At 73.8% G+C, this 24,400-nt stretch carries 25 protein-coding genes; 13 read left to right on the plus strand and 12 right to left on the minus strand.

The genetic code is table 11. The annotated features are described in order from the left end of the window. The first annotated feature begins 38 nt into the window (after positions 1-38). The 5 genes from JT721_RS02490 (at position 39) to JT721_RS02510 (ending at position 5,191) form a co-directional block, all read left to right on the plus strand. The gene (locus tag JT721_RS02490; protein ID WP_205471319.1) at positions 39-1,430 is read left to right on the plus strand and encodes a serine/threonine-protein kinase; all 1,392 of its coding nucleotides are present in this window, start codon (positions 39-41) and stop codon (positions 1,428-1,430) included. Positions 1,431-1,521: 91 nt separating this feature from the next. After that, positions 1,522-2,622, plus strand: a complete 1,101-nt coding sequence (locus JT721_RS02495; protein ID WP_205471320.1) for an iron ABC transporter permease — start codon at positions 1,522-1,524, stop codon at positions 2,620-2,622. Between the two features lie 9 nt (positions 2,623-2,631). After that, positions 2,632-3,675, plus strand: a complete 1,044-nt coding sequence (locus tag JT721_RS02500) for an ABC transporter substrate-binding protein (protein ID WP_307827851.1) — start codon at positions 2,632-2,634, stop codon at positions 3,673-3,675. After that, positions 3,672-4,463 carry an ABC transporter ATP-binding protein gene (locus JT721_RS02505; RefSeq protein WP_205471321.1) on the plus strand — a complete coding sequence of 264 codons (792 nt, stop codon included), beginning with the start codon at positions 3,672-3,674 and terminating at the stop codon, positions 4,461-4,463. The genes JT721_RS02500 and JT721_RS02505 overlap by 4 nt, the downstream gene beginning before the upstream one ends. Then, complete coding sequence (locus JT721_RS02510; protein ID WP_205471322.1) at positions 4,460-5,191, plus strand: class I SAM-dependent methyltransferase; 732 nt, start codon at positions 4,460-4,462, stop codon at positions 5,189-5,191. Before JT721_RS02505 ends, JT721_RS02510 begins: the two co-directional genes overlap by 4 nt. 8 nt (positions 5,192-5,199) lie before the next feature. Here JT721_RS02510 and JT721_RS21555 read toward each other — a convergent pair whose 3' ends face one another. The 9 genes from JT721_RS21555 to tuf all read right to left on the minus strand — a co-directional run bounded on the left by JT721_RS21555 (position 5,200) and on the right by tuf (position 14,104). Next, complete coding sequence (locus tag JT721_RS21555) at positions 5,200-5,745, minus strand: TetR/AcrR family transcriptional regulator (RefSeq protein WP_205471323.1); 546 nt, start codon at positions 5,743-5,745, stop codon at positions 5,200-5,202. Further along, positions 5,742-6,302, minus strand: a complete 561-nt coding sequence (locus tag JT721_RS02520) for a sugar O-acetyltransferase (protein WP_205471324.1) — start codon at positions 6,300-6,302, stop codon at positions 5,742-5,744. Before JT721_RS02520 ends, JT721_RS21555 begins: the two co-directional genes overlap by 4 nt. A 28-nt stretch (positions 6,303-6,330) precedes the next feature. Then, the gene (locus JT721_RS02525; RefSeq protein ID WP_307827852.1) at positions 6,331-7,629 is read right to left on the minus strand and encodes a hemolysin family protein; all 1,299 of its coding nucleotides are present in this window, start codon (positions 7,627-7,629) and stop codon (positions 6,331-6,333) included. A 122-nt stretch (positions 7,630-7,751) separates the two neighbouring features. Then, positions 7,752-8,723: an alpha/beta fold hydrolase gene (locus tag JT721_RS02530; RefSeq protein ID WP_205471325.1), complete on the minus strand. Its 972-nt coding sequence runs from the start codon at positions 8,721-8,723 to the stop codon at positions 7,752-7,754. A 246-nt stretch (positions 8,724-8,969) separates the two neighbouring features. Further along, the gene (locus tag JT721_RS02535; protein WP_307827853.1) at positions 8,970-9,224 is read right to left on the minus strand and encodes a DUF3024 domain-containing protein; all 255 of its coding nucleotides are present in this window, start codon (positions 9,222-9,224) and stop codon (positions 8,970-8,972) included. A 162-nt stretch (positions 9,225-9,386) separates the two neighbouring features. Beyond that, a complete protein-coding gene (locus JT721_RS02540) occupies positions 9,387-9,842 on the minus strand; it encodes a hypothetical protein (RefSeq protein ID WP_205471327.1) in 456 nt (151 codons plus the stop codon). 2 nt (positions 9,843-9,844) lie between these two features. Further along, positions 9,845-10,939 carry a redox-regulated ATPase YchF gene (gene ychF / locus JT721_RS02545; protein ID WP_205471328.1) on the minus strand — a complete coding sequence of 365 codons (1,095 nt, stop codon included), beginning with the start codon at positions 10,937-10,939 and terminating at the stop codon, positions 9,845-9,847. A gap of 113 nt (positions 10,940-11,052) precedes the next feature. Beyond that, positions 11,053-12,225 carry an HNH endonuclease signature motif containing protein gene (locus JT721_RS02550; RefSeq protein WP_205471329.1) on the minus strand — a complete coding sequence of 391 codons (1,173 nt, stop codon included), beginning with the start codon at positions 12,223-12,225 and terminating at the stop codon, positions 11,053-11,055. A 691-nt stretch (positions 12,226-12,916) separates the two neighbouring features. After that, positions 12,917-14,104 carry an elongation factor Tu gene (gene tuf, locus JT721_RS02555; protein ID WP_205471330.1) on the minus strand — a complete coding sequence of 396 codons (1,188 nt, stop codon included), beginning with the start codon at positions 14,102-14,104 and terminating at the stop codon, positions 12,917-12,919. A 224-nt stretch (positions 14,105-14,328) separates the two neighbouring features. Between tuf and JT721_RS02560 the strand changes: the two genes are divergently transcribed. The 3 genes from JT721_RS02560 to JT721_RS02570 are packed head-to-tail and all read left to right on the plus strand — an operon-like array spanning position 14,329 to position 16,649. Next, positions 14,329-15,108: an exodeoxyribonuclease III gene (locus JT721_RS02560; protein ID WP_205471331.1), complete on the plus strand. Its 780-nt coding sequence runs from the start codon at positions 14,329-14,331 to the stop codon at positions 15,106-15,108. Between the two features lie 36 nt (positions 15,109-15,144). Then, on the plus strand, positions 15,145-16,233 hold the full coding sequence (locus tag JT721_RS02565) for a DNA recombination protein RmuC (protein ID WP_205471332.1): 1,089 nt from the start codon (positions 15,145-15,147) through the stop codon (positions 16,231-16,233). Positions 16,234-16,244: 11 nt separating this feature from the next. Further along, positions 16,245-16,649, plus strand: a complete 405-nt coding sequence (locus JT721_RS02570) for a DUF6542 domain-containing protein (RefSeq protein WP_205471333.1) — start codon at positions 16,245-16,247, stop codon at positions 16,647-16,649. Here JT721_RS02570 and JT721_RS02575 read toward each other — a convergent pair. Continuing rightward, positions 16,633-17,256: an L-threonylcarbamoyladenylate synthase gene (locus JT721_RS02575; protein ID WP_205471334.1), complete on the minus strand. Its 624-nt coding sequence runs from the start codon at positions 17,254-17,256 to the stop codon at positions 16,633-16,635. The genes JT721_RS02570 and JT721_RS02575 overlap by 17 nt on opposite strands. A gap of 171 nt (positions 17,257-17,427) precedes the next feature. On the opposite strand from JT721_RS02575, the gene JT721_RS02580 reads away from it, so the two are divergent. Beyond that, entirely contained in the window at positions 17,428-19,563 is a 2,136-nt protein-coding gene (locus tag JT721_RS02580) for a cellulose biosynthesis cyclic di-GMP-binding regulatory protein BcsB (protein WP_205471335.1), read from the plus strand. Here the strand turns inward: JT721_RS02580 and JT721_RS02585 are convergent, their stop codons facing one another. Continuing rightward, positions 19,564-20,586, minus strand: coding sequence for a 4-hydroxy-3-methylbut-2-enyl diphosphate reductase (locus JT721_RS02585; RefSeq protein WP_205471336.1), 1,023 nt, complete (start codon positions 20,584-20,586; stop codon positions 19,564-19,566). Positions 20,587-20,632: 46 nt separating this feature from the next. Between JT721_RS02585 and xseA the strand changes: the two genes are divergently transcribed. Together xseA and JT721_RS02595 are read left to right on the plus strand one after the other, a co-directional pair. Beyond that, complete coding sequence (gene xseA, locus JT721_RS02590; RefSeq protein ID WP_205471337.1) at positions 20,633-21,877, plus strand: exodeoxyribonuclease VII large subunit; 1,245 nt, start codon at positions 20,633-20,635, stop codon at positions 21,875-21,877. Then, on the plus strand, positions 21,874-22,113 hold the full coding sequence (locus JT721_RS02595; RefSeq protein ID WP_205471338.1) for an exodeoxyribonuclease VII small subunit: 240 nt from the start codon (positions 21,874-21,876) through the stop codon (positions 22,111-22,113). The genes xseA and JT721_RS02595 overlap by 4 nt, the downstream gene beginning before the upstream one ends. Before the next feature lie 7 nt (positions 22,114-22,120). Here JT721_RS02595 and JT721_RS02600 read toward each other — a convergent pair whose 3' ends face one another. Further along, positions 22,121-22,678 carry a DUF4245 domain-containing protein gene (locus JT721_RS02600; protein WP_205471339.1) on the minus strand — a complete coding sequence of 186 codons (558 nt, stop codon included), beginning with the start codon at positions 22,676-22,678 and terminating at the stop codon, positions 22,121-22,123. A 33-nt stretch (positions 22,679-22,711) separates the two neighbouring features. On the opposite strand from JT721_RS02600, the gene JT721_RS02605 reads away from it, so the two are divergent. Both JT721_RS02605 and JT721_RS02610 read left to right on the plus strand, forming a co-directional pair. After that, entirely contained in the window at positions 22,712-23,950 is a 1,239-nt protein-coding gene (locus JT721_RS02605) for an SLC13 family permease (RefSeq protein WP_205471340.1), read from the plus strand. A gap of 54 nt (positions 23,951-24,004) precedes the next feature. Beyond that, on the plus strand, positions 24,005-24,400 hold the full coding sequence (locus JT721_RS02610; RefSeq protein WP_205471341.1) for a molybdopterin-binding protein: 396 nt from the start codon (positions 24,005-24,007) through the stop codon (positions 24,398-24,400).

Raw genomic sequence — 24,400 nt, forward strand, 5'->3', positions numbered from 1 at the left:
CAGGGATGCCCTGAGGGGCACGGGGGGACCGCAGGGGCATGACGGACGACCCCGCCGCGACCGCGCCGATGACGGTGCCCCGGGTGCTCGCGGGCCGCTACGAGCTCGGGGCGGTGCTGGGCCGGGGCGGCATGTCCGACGTCCACCACGCCCACGACCTGCTGCTCGACCGCCCGGTGGCGGTCAAGCTGCTGCGGCAGGCCGGGCAGGACGACACCGACCGCGCCCGCTTCGTCACCGAGGCGCGCACGCTGGCCGGCCTGACCCACCGGGGCCTGGTCACCGTGCTCGACGCCGGCACCGGCACCGGAGACGGGGCCGGCGACGGGGACGACGCGCCGCCGTTCCTGGTGATGGAGCTGGTCGAGGGACCGACGCTGGGGCAGGCGCTCTCGCTGCGCCGGATCCCGCTGCCCGAGCTCGCCGAGATCGGGGCCCAGGTCGCCGAGACCCTCGGCCACGTGCACGAGCGCGGCATCGTGCACCGCGACGTCAAGCCCGGCAACCTGCTGCTGGGCCCGCACGGGCGGGTCAAGCTCGCCGACTTCGGCATCGCCCGCCTGCTCGAGGCCACCGCCCACCTCACCCTGACCGGTCACACGATCGGCACCGCGGCCTACCTCGCCCCCGAGCAGGTCGCCGGCGAGCCGGTCGACCGGCCGGCCGACGTCTACTCGCTCGGCCTGGTGCTGCTCGAGGCGGCGACCGGCCGCCGCGAGTACCCCGGCACGCCCACCGAGTCGGCCGTCGCCCGGCTGCACCGCCCACCGGTGGTGCCTCCCGACCTGCCGGCCCCCTGGCCGGCGCTGCTGACCGCGATGACCCACCGCGACCCCGCCCTGCGGCCCACCGCCACCGAGGTGGCGCACGCGCTGCGCTCCCCCGGCACCGACCGGGTCCCGGTGGCCGCGGCGGTCGCCACCGCGCCGACGGCGCCCGCTCCGTCGACGCCCGCCGCTGCGGCGCCGCCCGACCGGCGCCGGCTGCCCGCCGTGCTCCTGGCCGCGGGTGCGGTGGTGGCGCTGGTGGTGGCGTGGGGGGCCTGGCGGGCCGGTGGCGACGACCCCACCCCGCCGCCCACCACGCCCGGGCAGACGACCTCGCCCTCCCCGGTCGCCGACCGGCCGCCCCCGACCGACGTGAGCCCGACCGACGTGAGCCCGGCCGCCGGCCGGGACGTCCCGGCCGTGAGCACCGGCGGTGGTGCCGGCAGGGGAGGCGGTCGGGCAGAGGACGTGGACAGGGGCGCAGGCAGGGGCGCAGGCAAGGGCGCCGGCAAAAGCGCCGGCAAGGACAAGCCCGGGGGCCGGGGCGAGGGCCGTGGCCACGCCGACGCCGGACCCGGCGACGGACCGGGCGCCGGCCACGGCAGCGGCGGTCCGGGCCGGGGCGGCGGCAAGGGCGGGGGCAAGGGGAAGCGACCCCGCTAACCCCGCCCGTCGCGGTCGTGCGTTAGGTTCTCTTGTTGCAACTGACTTGCAACAGCGAACGACACGCGACAGCGGTCTCGGGGGGAGCGGGATGTCCGGCACGACCGTCGAGCCGCGGCCCTCCGAGCGGGCCTCGGACCTGCTGGGCCTCGGCCGCCGCGCGCGCCGGGCCGCGGTCTGGCAGCTCGGCCTGCTGCTCGGCCTGCTGGTCACGGTCGTCGTGGGCGTCGGGGCCGGCGCCGTGACGGTGCCGCCCTCCACTGTCGCGGGGATCGTCGGGCACCACCTCGTGGGCCTCCCGGCCGAGGCGTCGTGGAGCCTGCCGCAGGACGCCATCGTCTGGCAGGTCCGGCTGCCGCGCGTGCTGCTCGGCGTCCTCGTCGGCGCCGGCCTCGCCGTGTGCGGGGTGGCCCTGCAGGCCATGGTGCGCAACGTCCTGGCCGACCCCTACCTGCTCGGGATCAACTCCGGCGCCTCCAGCGGGGCGGCGGCGGCCATCCTGTTCGGTCTCGGCGCCGGGCTCGGCCAGCACGCGCTGCCGGCCAGCGCGTTCGCGGGCGCGCTGGCGGCGTCCGTCCTCGTCCTCCTGGTGGCCCGCAGCGGCGGCCGGGTCACCTCGATCCGGCTGCTGCTGGCCGGGGTCGCGGTCGGCTACGCCCTCTACGCCGCCACCAGCTTCCTGATCTTCGCCTCCGGTTCCGCGGAGGGCGCCCGCTCGGTGATGTTCTGGCTGCTCGGCTCGCTCGGGCTCGCCAGGTGGGGTGCGCCGCTGACCGTCGTGGCCGTGGTCGTGGCCGTCACCGTGCTCGTGCTGACGCTGTGGGGACGTCGCCTCGACGCGCTCGCCGTGGGCGACGAGACCGCACACACCCTGGGGGTCTCGCCGCACCGGTTCCGCACCCTGCTCCTGGTCGTCGTGGCCCTGTGCACCGGCGTGCTCGTCTCGGCCGCCGGGAGCATCGGTTTCGTCGGCCTCGTGGTGCCGCACCTGGCCCGCCGCGCCGTCGGCGCCAGCCACGTCCGGGTGGTGCCGGTGGCCGCGCTGATGGGCGCGATCCTGCTCGTCTGGGCCGACGTCGTCGCCCGGGTGCTCCTCCAGCCGCAGGAGATCCCGATCGGGATCATCACCTCGCTCGTCGGCGCGCCGTTCCTGCTCGTCCTGATCCGTCGCCTGCACGCGTCCGAGGCCTGAGGAGGTCCCGTGCCCCGTCCACCGCACCGTCCACCGCACCGTCCACCGCACCGTCCCACCGCGCCACCCCGCGCCCTGCGCCTCGCCGCGATCGCCCTCGGGCTGCTCGTCCTGGCCGGGTGCGGGGAGGAGGAGCCGCTCGACCCCAACGGCGGAGCCGACCCCGAGGGCTACCCGGTGACCGTCTCCAACTGCGGGGCCCGGGTCACCTTCGCCGCCGCCCCCGAGCGGGTCGTGCTGCTCAAGAGCGCCGCGGTGCCGTTCCTCCACGCGCTCGGCGTGATGGACCGGGTGACCGCCCGCGCCGGGCAGTACCCCGATGACTACTACGACCGCGAGACGCTCGCCGAGCTCGAGGCGGTGCCGCTGCTCACCGACAAGACCGACACCAGCGGCCACCTGCAGATCTCCCAGGAGGTGGTGATCGGCCAGGAGCCCGACCTGGTGCTGGGCGAGGTCGACAACCTCTCCCGCGAGGCCCTGGCAGCGGTGGGCATCCCGCTGCTCGAGGAGCCGGCGCTCTGCGCCGAGGGCGGGGCCGAGCCCGGCTTCGACGACGTGTGGGAGCAGATGGAGCTCTACGGCGAGGTCTTCGACCGCGAGGCCGAGGCCGCCTCGGCCGTCGCCGACCTCGAGGAGCGGCTGGCCGAGGTCCAGGAGCGGGTCGGGGAGCCGTCGGGGCGGACCGCGGCGGTGCTCTACCCCACCGTCGGCGGCGGGACGACGTACGCCTACGGCACCGCCAGCATGGCGCACCCCCAGCTCGAGGCGGCCGGCCTCGAGAACGTGTTCGCCGACAGCGACGAGCGGGTCTTCGAGGTCACCCTCGAGGAGCTGCTGGGCCGCGACCCGGACGTGCTCGTCCTGCTGCACAGCGACGGCGACCCGCGCGAGGTCGAGGCGGCGCTCGAGGCGCTGCCCGGCTCGGAGCAGCTCACGGCCGTGCGCAACGGCGACGTGATGACCCAGCTGTTCAACTTCACCGAGCCGCCCACCCCGCTCTCGATCGACGGGCTCGAGCGGATCGTCGAGCGGTTCGGGGCGGGCTCGTGATCACCGCGCGCGGGCTGAGCTGGAGCTACAGCGACGGACCGGTCGTCGACGGCGTCAGCGTGACCGCCCGACCCGGGCGGGTGCTGGGGCTGGTCGGGCCCAACGGCAGCGGCAAGACCACGCTGCTGCGGATGCTGTACGGCGCGCTGCGGGACCCGGCCGGGGAGGTGCTCGTCGACGGCGACGCGCTGCCCGGGCTGGCCCCCCGCGTCGCCGCCCGCCGGCTCGCGGTCGTGGTGCAGGAGACGGGCGGCGAGTCGTCGCTGCCCGTCGCGGAGATGGTGCTGCTCGGCCGGGTGCCGCACCTCACGACGTTCCAGCGCACCGGCGCCCGCGACCGCGAGGTGGCGGCGTCGGCGCTCGCCAGGGTCGGCGCCGACCACCTCGGCGACCGCGCCTTCGCCGGCCTGTCCGGGGGCGAGCGGCAGCGGGTGCTCATCGCCCGGGCGCTCGCGCAGGAGGCGACCCACCTGCTCCTCGACGAGCCGACCAACCACCTCGACGTCCGCTACCAGCACGAGGTGCTGCAGGTCGTGAACCAGCTGGAGACCTGCTCGGTGGTGGTGCTCCACGACCTCAACCTCGCCGCCCGCTACTGCGACGACCTGGTGGTGCTCGACCGGGGCCGCGTCGCCGCCTCCGGCACCGTCGACGAGGTGCTGCGACCCGAGCTCCTCGAGCCCGTCTACGGCATCGGGATCCAGCGTCTCGACGTCGAGGGCGACATCCACCTGCTGTTCCGTCCGCGGCCGCTGCCGGTCGCGCCGTCCCGGAGGAGGTCCGCGTGAGCGACCAGGCTGCCGTCGTGCAGGAGCGCATCAACGACTACTGGAGCGGCCGCGCGCCGTCCTACGACGCCGCCCAGCACCGGGCCGAGCGGAAGGCCGACGACGACCGGGCCTGGGCCGAGGTCTGGTCGGGGGCGCTCGGGCCGGCGCCGCTCGACGTCCTCGACGTCGGCACCGGCAGCGGGCAGGTCGCCTGCACGCTGGCCCGGCTCGGCCACCGGGTCACCGGCACCGACCTGGCGACCGGGATGCTGGCCCGCGCCCGGGCCCGGGCGGCCGAGCTGCCCCACCCCCCGACGATCCTGGTGGGTGACGCGGTGGCGCCCGACTTCCCCGACGGCTCGTTCGACGCCGTCACCGCGCGCTACCTGATGTGGACGCTGCGCCGGCCCGAGGTCGCGCTCGCCGCGTGGCGGCGGGTGCTGCGCCCGGGCGGCCTGGTGGCGGTGGTCGACAGCACCTGGTTCCCCCACGGGTTCGACGACGGTCCGACCCACGGCGAGGGCGACGACTTCGTGACGGCGTACGACGAGCAGGTGCGGGCCGCCCTGCCGCTGGCGCTGGCCGACTCCATCGACGACACCGCAGCGCTGCTCCGCGCCACCGGGCTGACCGACGTCACCGTGACGCCGCTGGAGTCGATCCTCGAGCTCGACCGGCGCCACGGCGCCGCACCGGGCCACGAGGTCCAGCTGCAGTGGCTGGTGACCGGGCGGGCGCCCGCCTGACCCGGCGCTCAGGGATCGACCGCGCGCGCGATCGCCGCGCGCACGGTCGACTCCGGCATCGGCTCGAGCGCCAGCACCCGGTGCATCACCAGGCCCTCGACCAGCGCGTCGACGCCGCGCGCGGTGATGGGGTCGACCACGCGCTCCAGCACCGAGCGGCTGGCCGCCATCCAGCGCTCGGTCACCGCCCGGAGCGCCGGTCGGCGCAGGGCGGCGAGGTAGAGCTCGTAGGCCACCGCCCAGTCGTCGGCGTCGGCCCCGGCGTCGCCGCACACCAGGGCGGTCAGCGCGTCGACCAGGCCGGGCCGGTCGACGACCCCCTCGACGTGCGCGGCGTAGGAGCGCCACATCCGGTCGGCGTGCCACTCGAACGCTTGGCGGCACAGGTCCTCGAGGCTCTCGAAGTGGTAGGTCACCGACCCCAGCGGCACGTCGGCCGCCGCCGCGACCCTGCGGTGGGTGGTGCCGACCAGCCCATGCTGGGCGATCACGCCCACGGCCGCCTCGACGATCCGCTGCTTGCGCTGCGGGTCGTGACGGCGGGCGGGGGTCACAGCTCCCGCACCACCCGGGCCGGCGAGCCGACCGCGACCACGCCGGCGGGCAGGTCGCGGGTGACCACCGACCCGGCCCCCACCACGGTGTCGGCGCCGATCGTGACGCCGGGGCAGACGATCACGCCGCCGCCCAGCCAGACGTTGTCACCGATCACGATCGGCTCGGCCGACTCCCACTTGTCGCGCCGCGGCCCCGGCTCGAGGGGGTGGGTGGCGGTGAGCAGCTGGACGTTCGGGCCGATCTGCACGTCGTCGCCCAGGGTCACGGTCGCGACGTCGAGCACGACCAGCCCGAAGTTCGCGAAGCACCCGCTCCCGATCGTGGTCTGGCTGCCGTAGTCGCAGCGGAACGGCGGCCGGATCTCGCTGCCCTCGCCGAAGCCGCCCAGCAGCTCGGTGAACAGCTCGCGCAGCCCGTCGGCGTCGGTGGGGTCGGCGGTGTTGATCCGGTGGGTCAGGCCCTGGGCGCGCGCGATCGCGGCGGCGATCTCGGGGTCGTCCGCGACGTACTGCTCACCGGCCAGCATGCGCTGCATCATCGACTTCTCGCTCATGCGTACAAATGTACACATCCGCCGCGGGCTAGTCCTCCTCGGTGCGGTCGCCCCCGGTCGCGGTGACCCGCAGCGTCTCGATCCGCCGGCCGCGCATCGCGACGACCTCGATCCGGGCGTCCCCCACCGCGACCGCGTCGCCGACCTCCGGCACCCGCCCGATCCGGGCGATGAGGTAGCCGCCGACGGTCTCGTAGTCGCCGTCGGCCAGCTCGACACCGGTCTCCTCGGCGAAGTCCTCGATGGTCAGGCCGCCCGCGACCAGCCGGCCGCCGTCGGTGTCGAGCGCGGCGACCGTCGCGTCGTCGTACTCGTCGCGGATGTCGCCGACGACCTCCTCGACCAGGTCCTCCAGCGTGACGATGCCGTCGGTGCCGCCGTACTCGTCGACGACGACGGCCAGGTGCACCCCGGCCTCGCGCATCGTGGAGACGGTCGGCAGCACCAGGTTGGTGCCGGGGAGCACCAGCACCTCGCGCTGCACGTCGGCCACGGTGCGCGGGTCGTCGTCGGCGACGCGCAGCAGGTCGCGCACGTGGAGGAAGCCGGTGACGTCGTCGAAGCTCTCGCCGATGACGGGGTAGCGCGAGTACTGCTGTCCGCCCACCCAGTCGGCCGCCTCGGCCAGCGGCGTCCCGCCCTTGACGAAGGCCACGTCGCCGCGGGGGCGCATCACCTCCTTGAGGGTGCTGGTGGTGGCCGAGAAGACGTCGCCCAGGATGCGGCGCTCGTCGTCGCCCAGCCCCTCGTGGCTGGTGACGATGTCGCGCAGCTCCTCGTCGCTCACCGCGTCGTTGGTGGCGTGCGGGTCACCACCGAGCAGCCGCACCAGGGCGTTGGTCGACACCGACAGCAGCCAGATCACCGGCCGCATCAGGGTGGCGAACCGGTCGAGCACCGGCCCGGTCAGCACTGCCACCTGCTCGGACCGCTGCAGCGCCAAGCGCTTCGGCACCAGCTCGCCCAGCACCAGCGAGAGGTAGGCGATGAGCAGCGTCATCACCACCAGCGCCACCGTGTCGGCCGCGTCGTCGCCCAGCCCGACGTCGACGAGGTACGGCGCCACGTCGGGCGCGAGCGTCGAGCCGCCGTACGCCGCGGAGAAGAACCCCGCCACCGTCACGCCGATCTGGACGGCGGCCAGGAACCGGTTGGGGTCCCGCGCGATGCCCGCGACCCGCGCTCCCCGACCCCCGCGCCGCTCCAGCTGCCGGACCTGGCTCTCGCGCAGCGACACCAGCGCCAGCTCGGTCGCCGCGAAGACGCCGCCGACGAGGACGAAGACCACGACCAGGCCGAGGTTGACGAAGGTCTGCGTGTCGATCACCGTTCACCCCCTCCCGACGGGAGTGAACGGGAGGGACATCGGGGGTCGTCCATGCCGGTCAGTCTAGGGGTCGACGACCTCGCGGGCCCGCCCCGGGCAGGAGCAGCCCGGGGTGTCCGTGGTCATGCGCTCAGGGGTCCTTCCGCGTCCTCGCCCCGCCAGCCGGTCGCCCCGGTCGCGACGGTCGAGAGGGTGCGCCCCGCGGGTCGACCGGTGCCCGCGACGAACCGGTGCAGGAGGCCGGCGACGACGTCCGGCGCCTCCAGGTGCGGGGAGTGGCCGACGTCGTCGAGGACCTCCGTCCGCCACCGCGGTCGGAGGTCGCGGAGTGCCTGCCCGCCGTCGGTGGGCACGACGCGGTCGCCGGCACCGTGCACGACGAGAGCGTCGCCCGGCGCGGCCAGGAGGGCCCGGCGGTACGCCGTACCTCGCGCGACGAGCAGGCCCACCGAGCGTGCCGCCTCGACGAACGTCGCCACCGGGTCCTCGCCGGCCGCCATCGCCGCCTCGAGCTCCTCGACCCGCGCGGCGGCGATCTCGGCGAGACCCTCGACCGAACCGCAGGTCAGCCGCAGCCCCGCCTCGACGTGCTCCACGAGCCCGGTTCGCCGCAGCCGGAGCCGCAATGCGTGCCGGCCCGCGGGTGGGAACAGGCAGAGCGCGATGTGGGGCAGCAGCGACACGGGCAACCGCGCCACCCCCACGCGCGGCAGCGGCGGGGCCAGCAGCACCAGGCGCTCCACGGCCCCGGGGCTCGTCGCGGCCGCCAGCACCGACGCCGCCGCACCCATCGAGTGTCCCACCAGCGTCACCGGCGGGAGTCGGAGCTCGTCGAGCACCCGGGCCAGCGTGGTGGCCGCGTCACCCACCGCCGCCGACCGGCCCGCGGACGGCGACCGCCCGTGTCCAGGCAGGTCGATGGCCAGGACCCGGTAGCGGTCGGACAGCTCGCGCGCCATCGACCGCCAAGCCACGTGACTTCCGGCGAGGCCGTGCACGCACACGAGCGCCGGCGCGTCCCGCGGGCCGCCGAGATCGGCTACGTGCACGGGACCGTCGACGTCGACGAAGGTGGAGGGAGCGGGGGCCGACATGCCTGTCTCGATTCAATTGGGGAGTCGGCCGTTGCTGAGCCGTTCCTTGCGTTACCCGGCAGTCCGGACCGCAACCGCCGTCGGACGCGCAGGGGCCTCCGCAGATCCGCCCGATGAGGTGCGTCGGGTGGTAGTTGGCCGCCGGCACCCTCGGGAACTCCCACCGCACCGACCTTCCCGGGCCGCCTCGCCCACACCCCTGCCGCCGTCATGACGAACGCCAACGGGCCGCGTGAGCCTGCCGGGTCAGCCCGTGAAGATGCAGGTCGGTTCGTCGTCGTACTCGGCCAGCAGTCGCTCGATCGGCTGGTTCGGCTCGAGGTCGTCGTAGAGATGGGCCCGGGAGTTGCGATCGAACCAGCACAGGGTCCAACCCGCGGCCTGCTTGTCGTACTTCATCCGGGCCTGCGGGCTGTCGGTCCACTCCGAGCCCAGCTCCGCATCCCACGGGGGCCGCTGCTCGACGATGGTCACCGTGCGTCCGCGGACTCGGTGCCTCACCCGCACCTGGTCCCGCAGCTCCGGCGGGACCTGCTGCTCGCAGAAGCGATGGATACGCGCGAGATCGCTCTCGGGGACAGCCATGGACCCAGTTGCCGACGAGCCCTTCGTCCGGCGCACGTCACACGTTGAAGCGGAACTCCACCACGTGGCACTCCGCGCCTAGGTGAGCCTCGCCAGTGCCTTCGTCGCGGCAGCCGCAATCTCTTTCTGAGACGAAGTTCGGCGGCTCAGCAACTCGACCGCCTGCGCGGCGGCTTCAATGGCAGCGTCCTCTGGCATCGAGTTCCCAAGTCCCGCGACTAGATCTTCCGCCCTCACCTCCACACCGGTGCCCCAAGTCGTGAAATGCCTAAGTCCCTCGATGGCAGCGTTTCTGACCAGCGACTCCTTGCTCGCAAAGTCCGCGATCAAGTGAAGGGTGGCGACCTGCTCACCGACGCCCACCCCGTCGCGACCGTCCACCGGGCGACCATGAGCCGTCGCGAAAAGGTTGAGGAACTGCTTAGAGGTCTCCAACCTTCGCCGGAGGCCCAAGTCGCGAAACCCCAGGAACGCGGTCAGCACGGCGGCGACTGACGGCACCGCAGCGACGACTAGCGCCTGCCAGAAGGCCACGACTACTTGCTCCCGCCAGAGGTTGTATTGAAGCGGAACTCCACCACGTCGCCGTCGGCCATGACGTAGTCCTTGCCCTCCATCCGGACCTTGCCGGACTCCTTGGCCTTCAGCATCGAGCCGGCCTCGACCAGGTCGTCGAAGGAGACGACCTCGGCCTTGATGAAGCCGCGCTGGAAGTCGGTGTGGATCACGCCGGCGGCCTCCGGGGCGGTAGCGCCCTTGCGGATCGTCCAGGCCCGGGTCTCCTTGGGACCGGCGGTGAGGTAGGTCTGCAGACCGAGGGTGTCGAAGCCGACGCGGGCCAGCACCTCCAGCCCGGGCTCCTCGACGCCCATCTCGGCGAGCATCTCGCGGGCCTCGTCGTCGTCGCCGAGCTCGACCAGCTCGGCCTCGAACTTCGCGTCCAGGAAGATCGCCTCGGACGGCGCCACCAGCGCGCGCATCCGGTCCTTGAGCTCCTCGTCGGCGAGCTCGTCGGCGTCGCAGTTGAAGACGTAGATGAACGGCTTCGCGGTCAGCAGCGACAGCTCCCGGATCAGCTCGCGGTCGACCGAGGTCGAGATGATCGGCGTGCCGGCCTCGAGGTGCCCCAGCGCCTCCTGGGCGGCGGCCAGGTTGGCGGCGAGCTCCTTCTTGCCCCGCGCCTCCTTCTCCAGCCGCGGGATCGCCTTCTCGACGGTCTGCAGGTCGGCCAGGATCAGCTCGGTCTGGATCGTGGAGATGTCGTTGCCGGGGTTGACCTCGCCGTCGACGTGGGTGACGTCCTCGTCGCGGAAGACCCGGGTCACCTGGCAGATCGCGGCCGACTCCCGGATGTGGGCCAGGAACTTGTTGCCCAGCCCCTCCCCCTCGGACGCGCCGCGGACGATGCCGGCGATGTCGACGAACTCCACCGTCGCCGGCAGCACCTTCGCCGAGCCGAAGATCTCCGCCAGCACCGCCAGCCGGTCGTCGGGCACCCCCACCACGCCGACGTTGGGCTCGATCGTCGCGAACGGGTAGTTCGCCGCGAGCACGTCGTTCTTGGTCAGCGCGTTGAAGAGGGTGGACTTGCCGGCGTTGGGCAGTCCGACGATGCCGATGGTGAGAGCCACGGGCGGCGAGTCTACGGGCGTACGCCGGGGCGACCCGAATCACCGCGCACGCACACCCGTGCCCCCGCTGCCGGTCTCGTGGTGCTGGGGCGGCGGGGTGTGGGGCGGGGTGGTCAGGGTTCCCAGGTGCCGGTGTGGTCGACGACGACCCAGCTGTTGTGGGGTGTCTTCCACAGGAAGGTCGTCGGACCGAGGCGGTGGTAGGTCCAGCGGGTGTGGGTCTTCATGCGGTGGTGCCAGCGGCAGAGCGGGACGAGGTTGCAGGAGCAGGTGGTGCCGCCCTGCTCGTACGGCAGGGTGTGGTCGGTGTCGCAGCGTCTGGCTGGTCTGGTGCACCAGGGTGCTGCGCAGTGCTGGTGCTTCAGCTGGGTCTGCTGTTGGAGCTTGGGCGTGGGGTGATAGCTCGGTGTCTCGATGTGCTCGTTGAGGTCGATCACGGGTTTGACGGTGACCGACGTGCCGGCTTCTCGGCACCACTGCTCGACCTGGCTGACGAGCAGCGGCTGGTCGGTGGCTTCGAGGTGGCCGACCTGTTGGTCGTGGAGGTGGATCACGATCTCGCGCCCGGCATCGCCGTGGGCGAGGTGGCCGAGGGCGATGGAGCGGCGCACGTCGAGCGAGTCCTGGGTGTCGATCTTCGCGGCTGCCCTGGCGAGCGCTGCTTCGAGGTCGAAGGCGACCGCGGTGTCGACGATGGCGTCGACGTAGGCGATGCCGTGGGAGCCGTGGGTGATGGTGACGTGCCGCTGCTCGGCCGCCTTGACGCGGTCGGCTTCGGCTTGGTCGGGGTCGAACCGGAGCATGGCTTCGTTGACCAGCACCTCGATCTGCCTAGGACCGAGCCGGGTGGCCTTCGACTCGAGTCGGTGGTCGACGTAGGCGGCGCCGGCCTTGGGGAGGGTCATGGTCTGGCGGGCGACGAGGCGGGCCTTCCAGGCGACGGTGTGCCCGGACTGCACCCGGTTCCACAACCGCGGGAGGCGGTGCCGCAGCTCGAGCGCCTCGGCCAAGTAGGACCGTGCAGCGTGCGTGGAGATGCCGAGGGCGACGCCGAGCTCGGCGACGCAGAACTCCGCTACCTCGGGGCAGCCGTGTCCGCCGAGCCGGTCGGGTTGCTCGCAGCCGGGGGCGGTGTCGGAGAGGGCTTCGCCGGGGTGGAGGTCGGCCCAGGTGCACGCCCAGGCAAGGTTGTCGGCCTCGAGCCGGGCGATCTCGGTGCGGTTGCGGCGCAGCCGGTCGAGCACCGCGTCGGCGGTGTCGAAGGGTTCGTGCTGGCTGGCTGCCATACCTTCATCCAAGCAGCGGCCACCGACAGTCTGGCCCCTGTTTTCGGGTTGTCCACAAGGGGATCCGGAACTCCTCTCGGTGGTTGTGGGAGGGCTGTCGTCTCACCGGGTTTCGAGACAGGCGTTGCACGCCTTCCTCAACCAGCGCCAATCGCTGGTTGAGGAAGTCGCGCTAGCGACTGTCTCGAAACCCCCACCGGCCGAACGCCCTTCATTGCCCACGAATGCGCGCCTGGGTTTCGCCGACCCGGCGTCAATTAACGACGGCTCGGCGAAGACCGAGCCGCCCGAGGTGGGTGCGGGAGGGCGTTCGTCTCACCAGGTCTCGACGACGCTCGCTGGCGCTCGCTGCTCGACCAGCGGCAGGGCGAGCGCCCGCGCATGCTGGCGGCGCGAGCTTGCGAGTGCCGGCAGTGCGCCGTACAGCAGGCCGACCGAGGCTCGCGGTCAAGGACGCCGAAGGCGCCGCAGGGAATCCTTGACGGCGAGCGTCGGCCTGCTAAGCGCGCGGGCGCCAAGGATCAGCCGCGGAGTGAGCCGGATCCCGAGTAAGGGGGGCTGTCGTCTCACCGGGTTTCGAGACAGGACTTCGTCCTTCCTCAACCAGCGAGGACGACGTTCGTCCCTCCTCAACCACCGGAGGCGACCCGCCGACCCGACGCCAGGAGCGTCGGGCCGGCGAGTCCAGCCCTCAGTCGCGCACGGCGGTGACCGTGCCGGCCGCGACGGTGCGGTTGCCCTCGCGGACGGCGAAGCCCAGGCCGGGCTCCATGGCGACCGGCTTGCCGAGGCGCACGGTCACTTCGAGCGAGTCGCCCGGGTGGACCAGGTCGACGCCGCCGAGGTCCAGCCCACCGGGGACGTCGGTCGTCCGGAAGTAGAACTGCGGCTGGTAGTCGGCGGTGAACGGCGTGTGCCGGCCACCCTCGGCGGCGGTGAGGGCGTGCAGGTCGGCGGTGAACTCCGTGTGCGGCTGCACCGAGCCCGGCACGGCCAGCACCTGGCCGCGGCGCACGTCCTCACGGCGTACGCCGCGCAGCAGCACCGCCGCGTTGTCGCCGGCCTGGACGGCGTCGAGGGTCTTGCCGAACGACTCCATCCCGATCGCGACCGAGGCCGTGGTCGGGCCCAGCCCGACCACCTCGACCGACTCGCCGACGCGCAGCACGCCACGCTCGACCGCACCGGTGACGACGGTGCCGCGCCCGCTGATGGTGATCACGTTCTCGACCGGCATCAGGAACGGGCCGTCGAAGTCGCGCTCGGGCGCGGGGACGTAGGAGTCGACCGCGTCGAGGAGCTCCTGCACCGAGGACACCCACCGGTCCTCACCGGCGAGCGCGCCCAGCGCTGAGACCCGCACGACCGGCACCTCGTCGCCGGGGAACCCGTAGTCCGAGAGCAGCTCGCGGACCTCGAGCTCGACCAGGTCGAGCAGGTCGTCGTCGTCGACGGTGTCGGCCTTGTTCATGGCCACCACCAGGTAGGGGACGCCGACCCGCTGCGCGAGCAGCACGTGCTCGCGCGTCTGCGGCATGGCGCCGTCCTGGGCGGAGACCACGAGGATCGCGGCGTCGACCTGGGCTGCGCCGGTGATCATGTTCTTCACGTAGTCGGCGTGACCCGGCATGTCGACGTGGGCGTAGTGACGGGTGGCCGTCTCGTACTCCACGTGCGAGATGTTGATCGTGATCCCGCGGGCGACCTCCTCCGGCGACCGGTCGATGCCGTCGAACGCGACGAAGGCGTTGGCGGTCGGGTCGGCGTCGGCGAGGACCTTGGTGATGGCGGCGGTCAGGGTCGTCTTCCCGTGGTCGACGTGACCCATCGTGCCGATGTTGAGGTGCGGCTTGGCCCGCACGAACTGGCTCTTGGCCATGGCTGTGCTTCTTCTTCCTGACGACAGGGGTGGTGCAGGACCTCGAGGGAGGGACGACCCACCCCCGTGGTCCTGCGTGCGTCAGGAGGTGAGTCGGCGTCGCGCTTCGACCCGCGCGACGAGGGCCGGACGGCAGCGGCCGTCCAGCATCGCGAGGGGAGCTGCGGACATGGTGGTCATGGTGCGGCCTCAACGCCGGGGGTCGCCACTGGTATTCCTAGGGGGTGCGCCTCGCGACCTGGAACGTCAACTCGCTCCGCTCCCGCATCGATCGCGTGGAGGCGTTCGTGCAGCGCCACGACGTCGACGTGCTGGCCGTGCAGGAGACCAAGGCGCGCGAGGACCAGCTGCCGCTGATGGGCCTGCAGTCGCTGGGCTACGACGTCGCGGCCGCCGGCACCAACCAGTGGAACGGCGTCGCGATCCTCAGCCGGGTCGGTCTCGACGACGTGCAGGTGGGGTTCGAGGGGATGCCCGGGTGGGGCGACCCGGTGGTGGGCGAGGCCCGCGCGATCGGGGCGACCTGCGCGGGCGTGCGGGTGTGGAGCCTCTACGTGCCCAACGGCCGCAAGCCGGACGACCCCCACTACGTCTACAAGCTCGACTGGCTGGCCCGGCTCCGCGACGCGGCGCAGCCGTGGCTGGAGGGCCAGACGGCCCTGGTCGGCGACTGGAACATCTGCCCCACGGACGACGACGTCTTCGACCCCGCACAGTTCCGCAAGTCCACCCACGTGACGCCGCCGGAGCGGGCGGCGTTCCAGGCCTTCCTCGACTCCGGGTACGCCGAGGTGACCCGCGCGCACGCCCCCGGCTACACCTACTGGGACTACTACCGGCAGCGGTTCGAGCGCGACCGCGGGCTGAAGATCGACTTCGTGCTGGCCTCGCCGGCGCTCGCCAGCCGGGTCACCGGCGCGTTCGTCGACCGCGACGAGCGCGACCCCGCCCGGGGCACGGGCAGCCCGTCCGACCACGCGCCGGTGGTCGTCGACCTCGCCTGAGGCCGGTCCGGCTCCCCACTGTCGGAGGTCGGGTCCATGCTCGTGGGCATGGAGATGGTGGTGGTGCTGGTGGGGCTGGCCGTGGGGCTCGTGCTGGGCCTCGCCCTGGGCGCGGTCGGCGGCGTGCTGTGGGTGCGGTCGCGCCCCGAGCACGTCGCGTCCGTGGGTCGCGGCATGGTCGACCAGGCCGAGGTGATGCAGGAGCTCGACCGGCTGAGCGACCAGATGCGCGACCTCGAGCACCAGCGGGCCACCTGGCAGGGCCAGCTCAACGAGCAGGTGCAGTCGATGCGCAGCTCCACCGAGCTGCTGCGTCGCGAGACCCAGTCGCTCTCCACCGCGCTGCGCAGGCCCCAGGTGCGCGGCCGCTGGGGCGAGCTCCACCTGCGCCGGGCCGTCGAGCTGGCCGGGCTGGTCGACCGCTGCGACTTCAGCGAGCAGGTGCGGCTCGACGACGGCGCCCGGCGCCCCGACCTGGTGGTCCACCTGGTCGGCGGGCGCACGGTGGTCGTCGACGCGAAGGTGCCGCTCGACGCCCACCTCGACGCCACCGCCACAAACGACGACGAGGAGCGGCGCCGCCACCTCGAGCGGCACGCCCGCCAGTTGCGCACCCACGTCGACCAGCTCGGGGCGAAGGGCTACTGGCGCTCGCTGCCCGAGACCCCGGAGTTCGTGGTGCTGTTCGTGCCGGCGGAGTCGTTCCTGGCCGCCGCCCTCGACGCCGACCCCGGCCTGATCGAGCACGCCGCCACCCGGCAGGTCGTGCTGGCCACGCCCACCACCCTGATCGCGCTGCTGCGCACCGTGGCCCACGGCTGGAGCCACGAGGCGCTGGCCGCGCAGGCGCGCGAGATCCACCGGCTCGGGCGCGAGCTGCACGGCCGGCTGACGACGTTCAGCGGCCACCTCGACGGCCTCGGGCGGGCGCTCAACAGCGCGGCCACCACCTACAACCAGGCGGTGGGCTCCCTGGAGAGCCGGGTGCTGGTCACCGCCCGCCGGATGGGCGAGCTGGGGGGCGACGACGCCGCGCTGCCCTCGCCCCGGCCGGTGGAGCTGCGCGCCGTCGAGCGGCGCGGCGGCACCGACGGCCCGAGCGGCGACCGTAGCGTGGCGGGGTAGGAGGCGTGGTCATGGCGAGCGAGCGGTCGGTGTGGGTCGACGGCCAGGAGTCGGGCCGCCAGGTGGTCGCCCTCGGCGCGGCGGTGGCCCTCACGGTCGTGGTCGTCGACATCGCCCTGTTCGAGCGGGTCGGCGTGGCGTTCGACCTCTGCTTCGTGGCGCTCTGCGTCGGCCTGGCGCTCCAGGTGCGTCCCGGCGACTTCTACACCGTGGCGGTGCTGCCCCCGCTGCTGCTCACCGGCGTCTTCGGGCTGCTGGCAGCCACCCGGCCCGCGACGATCGCGCACGGCGACGACGGGTTCGTGCAGGCGCTGGTGGCCGGCATCGCCCACCACGCGGTCGCCCTCGGCGTCGGGTACGCCCTCTGCCTGGGCTGCCTGGCGCTCCGCGACCGGGCGCTCAGGCGAACCGGCTGACGTCACCGGCCCCCTCGCGCAGCACCTCGGGCTCGCCCTCGGACCAGTCGATGACCGTGGTCGGCTCGGCCGGGGTCTCCCCCGCCTCGACCACCACGTCGACGTCGTGGTCGAGGTCCTCCTTGATCTCCCAGCCCATCGTCCGCGGCTCGCTCTCTCCGGGGAGGATCAGCGTGCTGCTGAGCAGCGGCTCGCCGAGCAGGTCGAGCAGCGCCTGCACGACGTGGTGGTCGGGGATGCGGACGCCCACGGTGCGCTTCTTGGGGTGCAGCAGCCGCTTCGGCACCTCCGGCGTGCCGGGAAGGATGAACGTGTACGGCCCCGGCGTCGCGGCCCGGATCGCCCGGAACGCGGCGTTGTCGACGTGCACCAGCTGGCCGAGCTGGGAGAAGTCCTTGCAGACCAGGGTGAAGTGGTGGCGGTCGTCGAGACCGCGGATCCTCAGGATGCGGTCGCGACCCTCGCGGTTGCCGATCCGCGACCCCAGCGCGTAGCCGGAGTCGGTGGGGTAGGCGATCAGCGCGTCGTCGCGGAGCGCGTCGACGACCTGCTGGAGCAGGCGCGGCTGCGGGTTGTCGGGGTGGATGTCGACGTAACGGGCGGCCACGACCGGCCATGCTACGGCGCGCGGGCGCCCATCCCCACCACACGGACCAGGGTCGAGCAGTTTTGCCGTTCCGGTTGCAAGCCGACACGCCGATGACCACACTTGCAACTCAAGTCTCAACCGTCACATGGGGGAGCTCCGGCGCCGACCGGGGCTGGAAGGTGCGTAGGCGTGCTCAAGGCCCGATCGGTCGGCCTCACCGCTGTGGGGATCGGCCTGGCGCTCGCGCTGCCCGCCGGCGGCGCGCAGGCCGCGACCGCACCCGTGGCGGGCACGCTGTCGACCGCCACCACGACCACCAGCCGGGTCGACGTCGCCGTACCGCCCGGGGTGACGCCCTACGCCATCAGCGCGGTGCTCACCCAGCGCGAGGTCGTGCCTGGCGGCTACGTCGACCTGCTCGTCAACGGGCGCCCGGCCCTGACCGTGGCGTCCACGCTCTACCAGAAGATCTCGGTGCCGGTCTCGAGCGCCGACGTGGTCGCCGACGGCACCATCGCCCTGACGCTGCGCACCCGCGGCGCCGATGGCGACGTCTCCTGCTTCCCGGCCGCCGGCGACGCCGAGCTGCGCAAGATCGCGATCGAGCACGACGGCACCGAGACCCCGCCCACCTCGGTGGCGGACTTCCTCACCCCCGCGGTCACCTCGGTCGCCGTGCTGGTGCCACCCGCCCCGACCGACGACCTGCTCGAGGCGGCGCTGGCCGCGGTGGGCGCGCTGGCCTCCCGCTTCCCCGCCGGCACCCCGGTCACGCTGGGCACGACCGACGAGGCGCCGGCGACGCAGGCCGGGCAGCGGGTCGTGTCGCTCGTCGAGGCCGACGGCGGCCCGACCGCGACGGTGTCGAGCGACACCGGGGTCGCGACGTTGACCCTGGCGGGCCGCGGACCCGACCTGACCGCCGCGGCCCGGGCCCTCGGCAGCGACGACCTGGCCCTGGCCGGCTCCGGCGACGTCGGCGCGATCGCCGACGACACCGTCCGCGACGTGGGTCGCGAGCGCACGCTGGCCCAGCTGGGCGCCACCGACCTCGACCTCGCGGGCTACGGCGAGACCGCGACGGTGATGAGCCTGCGACCCGACGCCTTCGGCGACACCGTCGAGGAGCTGCGGCTCCACCTCGTCGGCACCCACTCCGCGGTGCCGGAGGCCGCCCGGGCCCGCCTCGACGTCAGCCTCGACGGCCGGCTGCTCGACTCGGTGGTGCTCGACGAGGACGCCGCGCTCGAGCTCGACGTCACGGTGCCCGGCGACCGCCTGACCTCGGCGGGCGAGCTCTCGCTCGCGCTGGTGGCGATCCCCGAGTCGGGCGCGACGACCTGTGTCACCGACGGCGAGCTGCCGCTCACCATCGACGTCGACGAGGAGGCCTCGACCGTCGAGGCCGAGCCCGGCGAGGGGCCGCGCACCGGCTTCCAGCGGTTCCCGGCGGCGCTGCGGGGCGAGCTCCCCGTCGCGCTGCGGCCCACCGACCCCGCCGAGCGGCTCGAGGCGGCCCGCGACGCCGCCGCGCTGGTGGCCGCCCTGCAGCGCGTCGCCGGCGCGCCGCTGCGGGTCTCGCTGGTCGACCCCGACGACCTCACCGGCGGGGACCGCTCGGGGCTGCTGGTCGGTGCGGGCTACGCCGACTCGGTGGCGCTCGACGCCCCGCTGCGGCTGTCCGGCATGCGCCTGCTCGAGACCGCGGACGGCGCCTTCGAGGTCGACAGCGAGCAGCCGTTCGCCGCGCTCGAGGCGGTGCGCAACGGCGACCGCGACGTGCTCGTGCTCGGCAGCTGGGCGCCCGGCGACACGGCCGCCCCCGCCGCCCTCTCCCACAAGCTCACCGACCGGGTGACCGGCGAGGGCTGGCAGCGGCTGCAGCACGACGTCGTCGTCGCCGACGACGCCCACGCCGGCTTCGCTCTCGACAGCGGGGCCGAGCCGGGCCCGGGTCGCGACGACGACGAGGACGACGAGAACTCCTACGCTCCGCTGTTCATCGCCGCCATCCTGGTGCTGCTCGCACTCCTGGCGGTGCAGGTGATCATGTCGATCCGGCGTGACCGCCGGGCCCGTGAGGAGGACGACGACCCGCGGCCGGCCGCGCCCGTCGTACCGCCGATGCCCGAGCCGGCCCCCGAGCCGGACCCGGAGCCTCACCTCGAGCCGGAGCCGACCACCCGGGCGGCAGCCGAGCCACGCACCGCGCCCGACCCGGATGTCTACGACGACGAGGACGACTACGATCCCGACGACTTCGGCGACGGGGCGACCACGACCGGCCGCGGTCCGGACCGGTCGACCGACCAGCCGGCCGACTAGCTAGCTCGACGAGTGGTCGGACGCGGCGGCGGCCCGGGCCTTGAGGTCGCGGCGCAGCTCGACCGGCAGCGCGAAGATCAGCGACTCCTCGGCGCTGTGCACGGCGCGCGCGTCGGGGTAGCCGCGCTCGGCCAGGAAGCTGAGCACGCCCTCGACCAGCGCCTCGGGGACGCTCGCGCCGGAGGTGACGCTGACCGTGCGCACCCCCTCGAGCCACGCCTCGTCGATCTCGCTGGCGTCGTCGACCCGGTGGGCGGCCCTGGCGCCGGCCTCGAGGGCGACCTCGACCAGGCGCACCGAGTTGGAGGAGTTGCCGGAGCCGACCACGATCACCAGGTCGGCGTCGGGCGAGATCTCCTTGACCGCGAGCTGGCGGTTCTGGGTGGCGTAGCAGATGTCGTCGCTGGGCGGGTCGAGCAGGTCGGGGAAGCGCTCGCGGATCGCGGCGACGGTCTCGAGGGTCTCGTCGACCGAGAGGGTGGTCTGGGAGAGCCAGGCCACCCGCTTGGGGTCGCGGACGGTGATGCCCGGCACGTCGGCCGGGCTCTCGACCAGCTGGATGTGCTCGGGCGCCTCGCCGGCGGTGCCCTCGACCTCCTCGTGACCGGCGTGGCCGATCAGCAGGATGTCGTAGTCCTCGGCGGCGAACCGCTTGGCCTCGTGGTGGACCTTGGTGACCAGCGGGCAGGTGGCGTCGATGGTCCTCAGCCCCCGCTCGCCGGCCTGGCGGTGCACCTCCGGGGCCACGCCGTGGGCGGAGAACACCACGGTCGCGCCCGCCGGCACCTCGTCGAGCTCCTCGACGAAGACCGCGCCCCGCGCCTCGAGGTCGGCGACCACGTGCTTGTTGTGCACGATCTGCTTGCGCACGTAGATCGGGGCACCGTAGAGACCCAGCGCCTCCTCGACCGTCACGACCGCGCGGTCCACGCCCGCGCAGTAGCCACGAGGCGCCGCCAGCAGGACGGCGCGCTCGGCGTCGTCCGGCGACAGGATCGGCGGCATACCCATGTCGGTCGTCATGTGCACCATCGTAGTTGCGTCGGCGTCATCCCCTAATCTCACGGGCATGGCCCTCGAGACCTCGCCGGAGAAGCCGGCACCGGTCCGCCAGATCGCCAACGCCGTCTCGCAGTGGATCGACCGGCTGGGGGCGGTGTGGGTCGAGGGCCAGGTCGCCCAGGTCAACCGACGACCGGGCGTGCAGACCGTGTTCATGACCCTGCGCGACACGGTCGCCGACCTGTCGGTGACCGTGACCGCCTCACGCACCACCGTCGACAGCCTGGCCACGCCGCTGGTGGAGGGCGCGAGCGTGGTGGTGCACGCCAAGCCGTCGTTCTACGCCAACCGCGGGAGCTTCTCGCTGCACGCCCGCGAGATCCGGATGGTCGGCCTCGGCGAGCTGCTGGCGCGGCTCGAGCGGCGCCGCCAGCTGCTGGCCGCCGAGGGACTGTTCGCCCGCGAGCTCAAGCGGGCGCTGCCGTTCCTGCCGCGGGTGGTCGGCCTGGTCACCGCGCCGGGGTCGGCCGCCGAGCGCGACGTGCTCGAGAACGCCCGCCGCCGCTGGCCGGCGGTCCGGTTCGAGACGGCGTACGCCGCGATGCAGGGCCCGCGCGCCGCGCAGGAGGTGATGGCGGCCCTCGACCGGCTCGACCGCTCCCCCGAGGTCGACGTGGTCGTCATCGCGCGTGGTGGCGGCTCGGTGGAGGACCTGCTGCCGTTCTCCGACGAGGCGCTGGTGCGCGCGGTCCACCGGGCCCGCACGCCGGTGGTCTCGGCGATCGGCCACGAGCCGGACACCCCGCTGCTCGACCTGGTCGCCGACGTCCGCGCCTCCACCCCCACCGACGCCGCGCGCACCGTCGTCCCCGACGTCGTGGAGGAGCAGCGCAACGTCGCCGCGGCCCGCGACCGGCTGCGCCGGGTGGTGGCCTCGTGGCTCCAGCGCGAGCAGCACGCCCTCGACGCACTGCGGGCCCGGCCCGCGATGGCCGACCCCCGCTACCTCGTCGACGAGCGGCTCGCCGAGGTCGACGGCCTCCGCGAGCGGGCGCGCCGCAGCTTCGGCCACCGGCTCGACCGGGCCTTCGACGACATCGACTCCCAGCGCGCCCGGGCCCGGGCGCTGTCACCGCTGGCCACCCTGCAGCGCGGCTACGCCGTCCTCCAGGACGCCGAGGGCCACGTCGTCACCAGCGTCGAGGGGCTGACCGCCGGCTCGGCCGTCTCCGTGCGGGTGAGCGACGGCCGGGTGCTGGCCACGACCACCGGCGTCGAGACCGACGCCGCCACCTCCGAGGAGACCCGATGAGCCCGAAGAAGCCCGCCGCCGACCCCGCGCCCGACCTGGGCTACGAGGAGGCCCGGGAGCAGCTGGTCGAGGTGGTTCGCACCCTCGAGGCCGGCGGCACCACGCTGGAGGAGTCGCTGGCGCTGTGGGAGCGCGGGGAGCGGCTGGCCGGGGTCTGCCAGCGCTGGCTCGACGGCGCCCGGGAGAAGCTCGACGCCGCCCTCGACGACGGGGACGACGCGGACGACGACGACTGACCCGGGGTCAGCCCGCCGGGCGCTCGGTGGTCAGCAGCCCGATCAGCGTGCGCTGGTCGGCGGCGGACGCCGAGCCGTAGACCAGCACGGTCTCGCCGCCGACCTCGGCCGACCAGCCGAGGTCTCCGCCGTCGTCGGACCAGCCCTGCCAGGTGGGCGCGATCGCGCCCGGCACCTCGATCGGGTCCTCGGTCACGGCGTTCTCGTCGACGTACTCCTCCACCAGGTCGCGCACGTCGGCGTCCTCCTGCCGCAGCCCGACGAATGTGTCGTCGTCGGTGAGGATGCCGATCCCCCAGCCCGGCTCGGGGGCCCGGTCGAGGTCGATGCTGGTGGCGATCCAGCCCTCGGGCAGGCGCCGCGGGTGCACCAGGTCGGTGCCGCCGTCGGCGGCCTGGGCGACCACGTCGAGGTAGTCCACCGACTCCGGCTCGAGCACCGGCTCGGTGCGGTTGGCGTTGCGCAGCACGACGAACAGCGCGACGGCCAGCACCGTGACGACCAGCGAGGCGATCAGCCCGTTGGCCGACCGGTGGTAGCGACCACCCGCACCCGACTCGCTCATGGGGCCATCCTCCCCCAGCCGTAGGTTGGTGCCGTGGGGGCCCTCGACCTTGTCGGCAACGCCGTCGCGGTGCTGGCCCTCGGGGCCCTGCTGGCCACCGCCTGGCGGCACCCGTCCTGGCGCACCGAGGTGGCGGTCTCGGTGCTGGCCGCGGGCTCGGTGGTGGCGGTCGGACTGGTCGACCTCGGGGCCGCCGGCACGACGGTGGCCGACCTGCTGCCGGTGGTGGCGTTCCTGGTGGCGATCCTGGTCGTGGGCGAGGTGTGTGCCGCGGTCGGCCTGTTCGTCGCGGTCGCCGACCGGGTGCGCCGCGGTCGACCCCGGCCGTACGTGCTGCTGACCCGGGTCGTGCTGGTGGCGGCCGCGGTGACCACGGTGCTGTCGCTCGACACGACCGTGGTGCTGCTGACCCCGGTGGTGCTGGCCGCGGCCACCTCGGCCGGGATGAGCGCCCGCCCGGGCGTGCACGCCTGCCTGAGGATGGCCAACTCCGCCTCGCTGCTGCTGCCGGTCTCGAACCTCACCAACCTCCTGGCGCTCCCCCACCTGGACCTGTCGTTCGCCGGCTTCGCCGCCCGGATGGCGCCGGTGCTGGCCGTGGTGCTCCTCGTCGAGTGGGCGCTGCTGCGGCTGCTGTTCCGCCGCGAGCTGCGCGGCACGACCGGCCCCGCTCCCGCCCCGCGACCGCTCCCCCGGGTGCCGGGCCTGGTCGTCGCGCTGATGCTGGCGGGCTTCGCCGTGCTGTCGCCGCTCGGGGTCGAGCCGGCCTGGGTGGCCGGTGTCGCGGCGATGGTGCTGGTCGGGTGGGGCCGCCGCCGGCGGGTGCTCGAGGTCCGCGACGTCGTGGCCGGCGCGCACCCGTCGTTCGCGCTCTTCGTGCTCGCCCTCGGCGTGGTGGTCGCCGGGTTGGCCACCGGCTTCGTGGGCGACCTCGTCACCGACCTGCTGCCCACCTCCACGTCGTACGTCGGGCTGCTCGGCATCGCCGGGGTGGCCACGCTGCTGGCCAACCTCGTCACCAACCTCTCCGCCACCCTGCTGGTGGTGCCGCTGGCCGCCCCGCTCGGCGAGGCCGGCGTGCTGGCGGCGCTGCTCGGGCTCAACATCGGAGCGGGACTGACCTACACCGGCTCGCTGGCGAACCTGCTCTGGCGCCGGGGCCTGGCCCGGCAGGTCGAGCACGTCTCGCTGGCCGAGCTGCACCGGGTCGCGCTGGTGGTCACCCCGGTCTCTCTCGTCGCCGCAGTCACGGTGCTGCATCTCACGACCTGACGCATCCGCGGTCAAGGCCTGGCGGATCGGCCGCAGGTGCGGAACCATGAGCCCATGCCCACCTACCGGGTCGCCGAGGCCGCGACGCTGCTCGGCGTCAGCGACGACACCCTGCGCCGCTGGATCGACGCCGGCCGGGTGCGGGCCACCGAGCACGCCGGCCGGGTGGCGGTCGAGGGCGCCGACCTGGCCCGGCTGGCCGAGTCGCTGGCCGACCACCCCGACCGCGCCGAGCGCCGGGCCAGCTCGGTGAGCGCGCGCAACCGGCTCACCGGCATCGTCACCAAGGTCACCCGCGACACGGTGATGGCCCAGGTGGAGATGATCTGCGGCCCCTACCGGCTGGTGTCGTTGATGAGCAGCGAGGCGGCCGCCGACCTCGGCCTCGAGCCCGGGGTGACCGCGATCGCCTCGGTGAAGTCGACCAACGTCGTCGTCGAGCGGCCCTGA

Origin of the sequence: Nocardioides sp. SYSU D00038 (assembly GCF_016924665.1) — a bacterium.
Taxonomy (GTDB): Bacteria; Actinomycetota; Actinomycetes; order Propionibacteriales; family Nocardioidaceae; genus Nocardioides.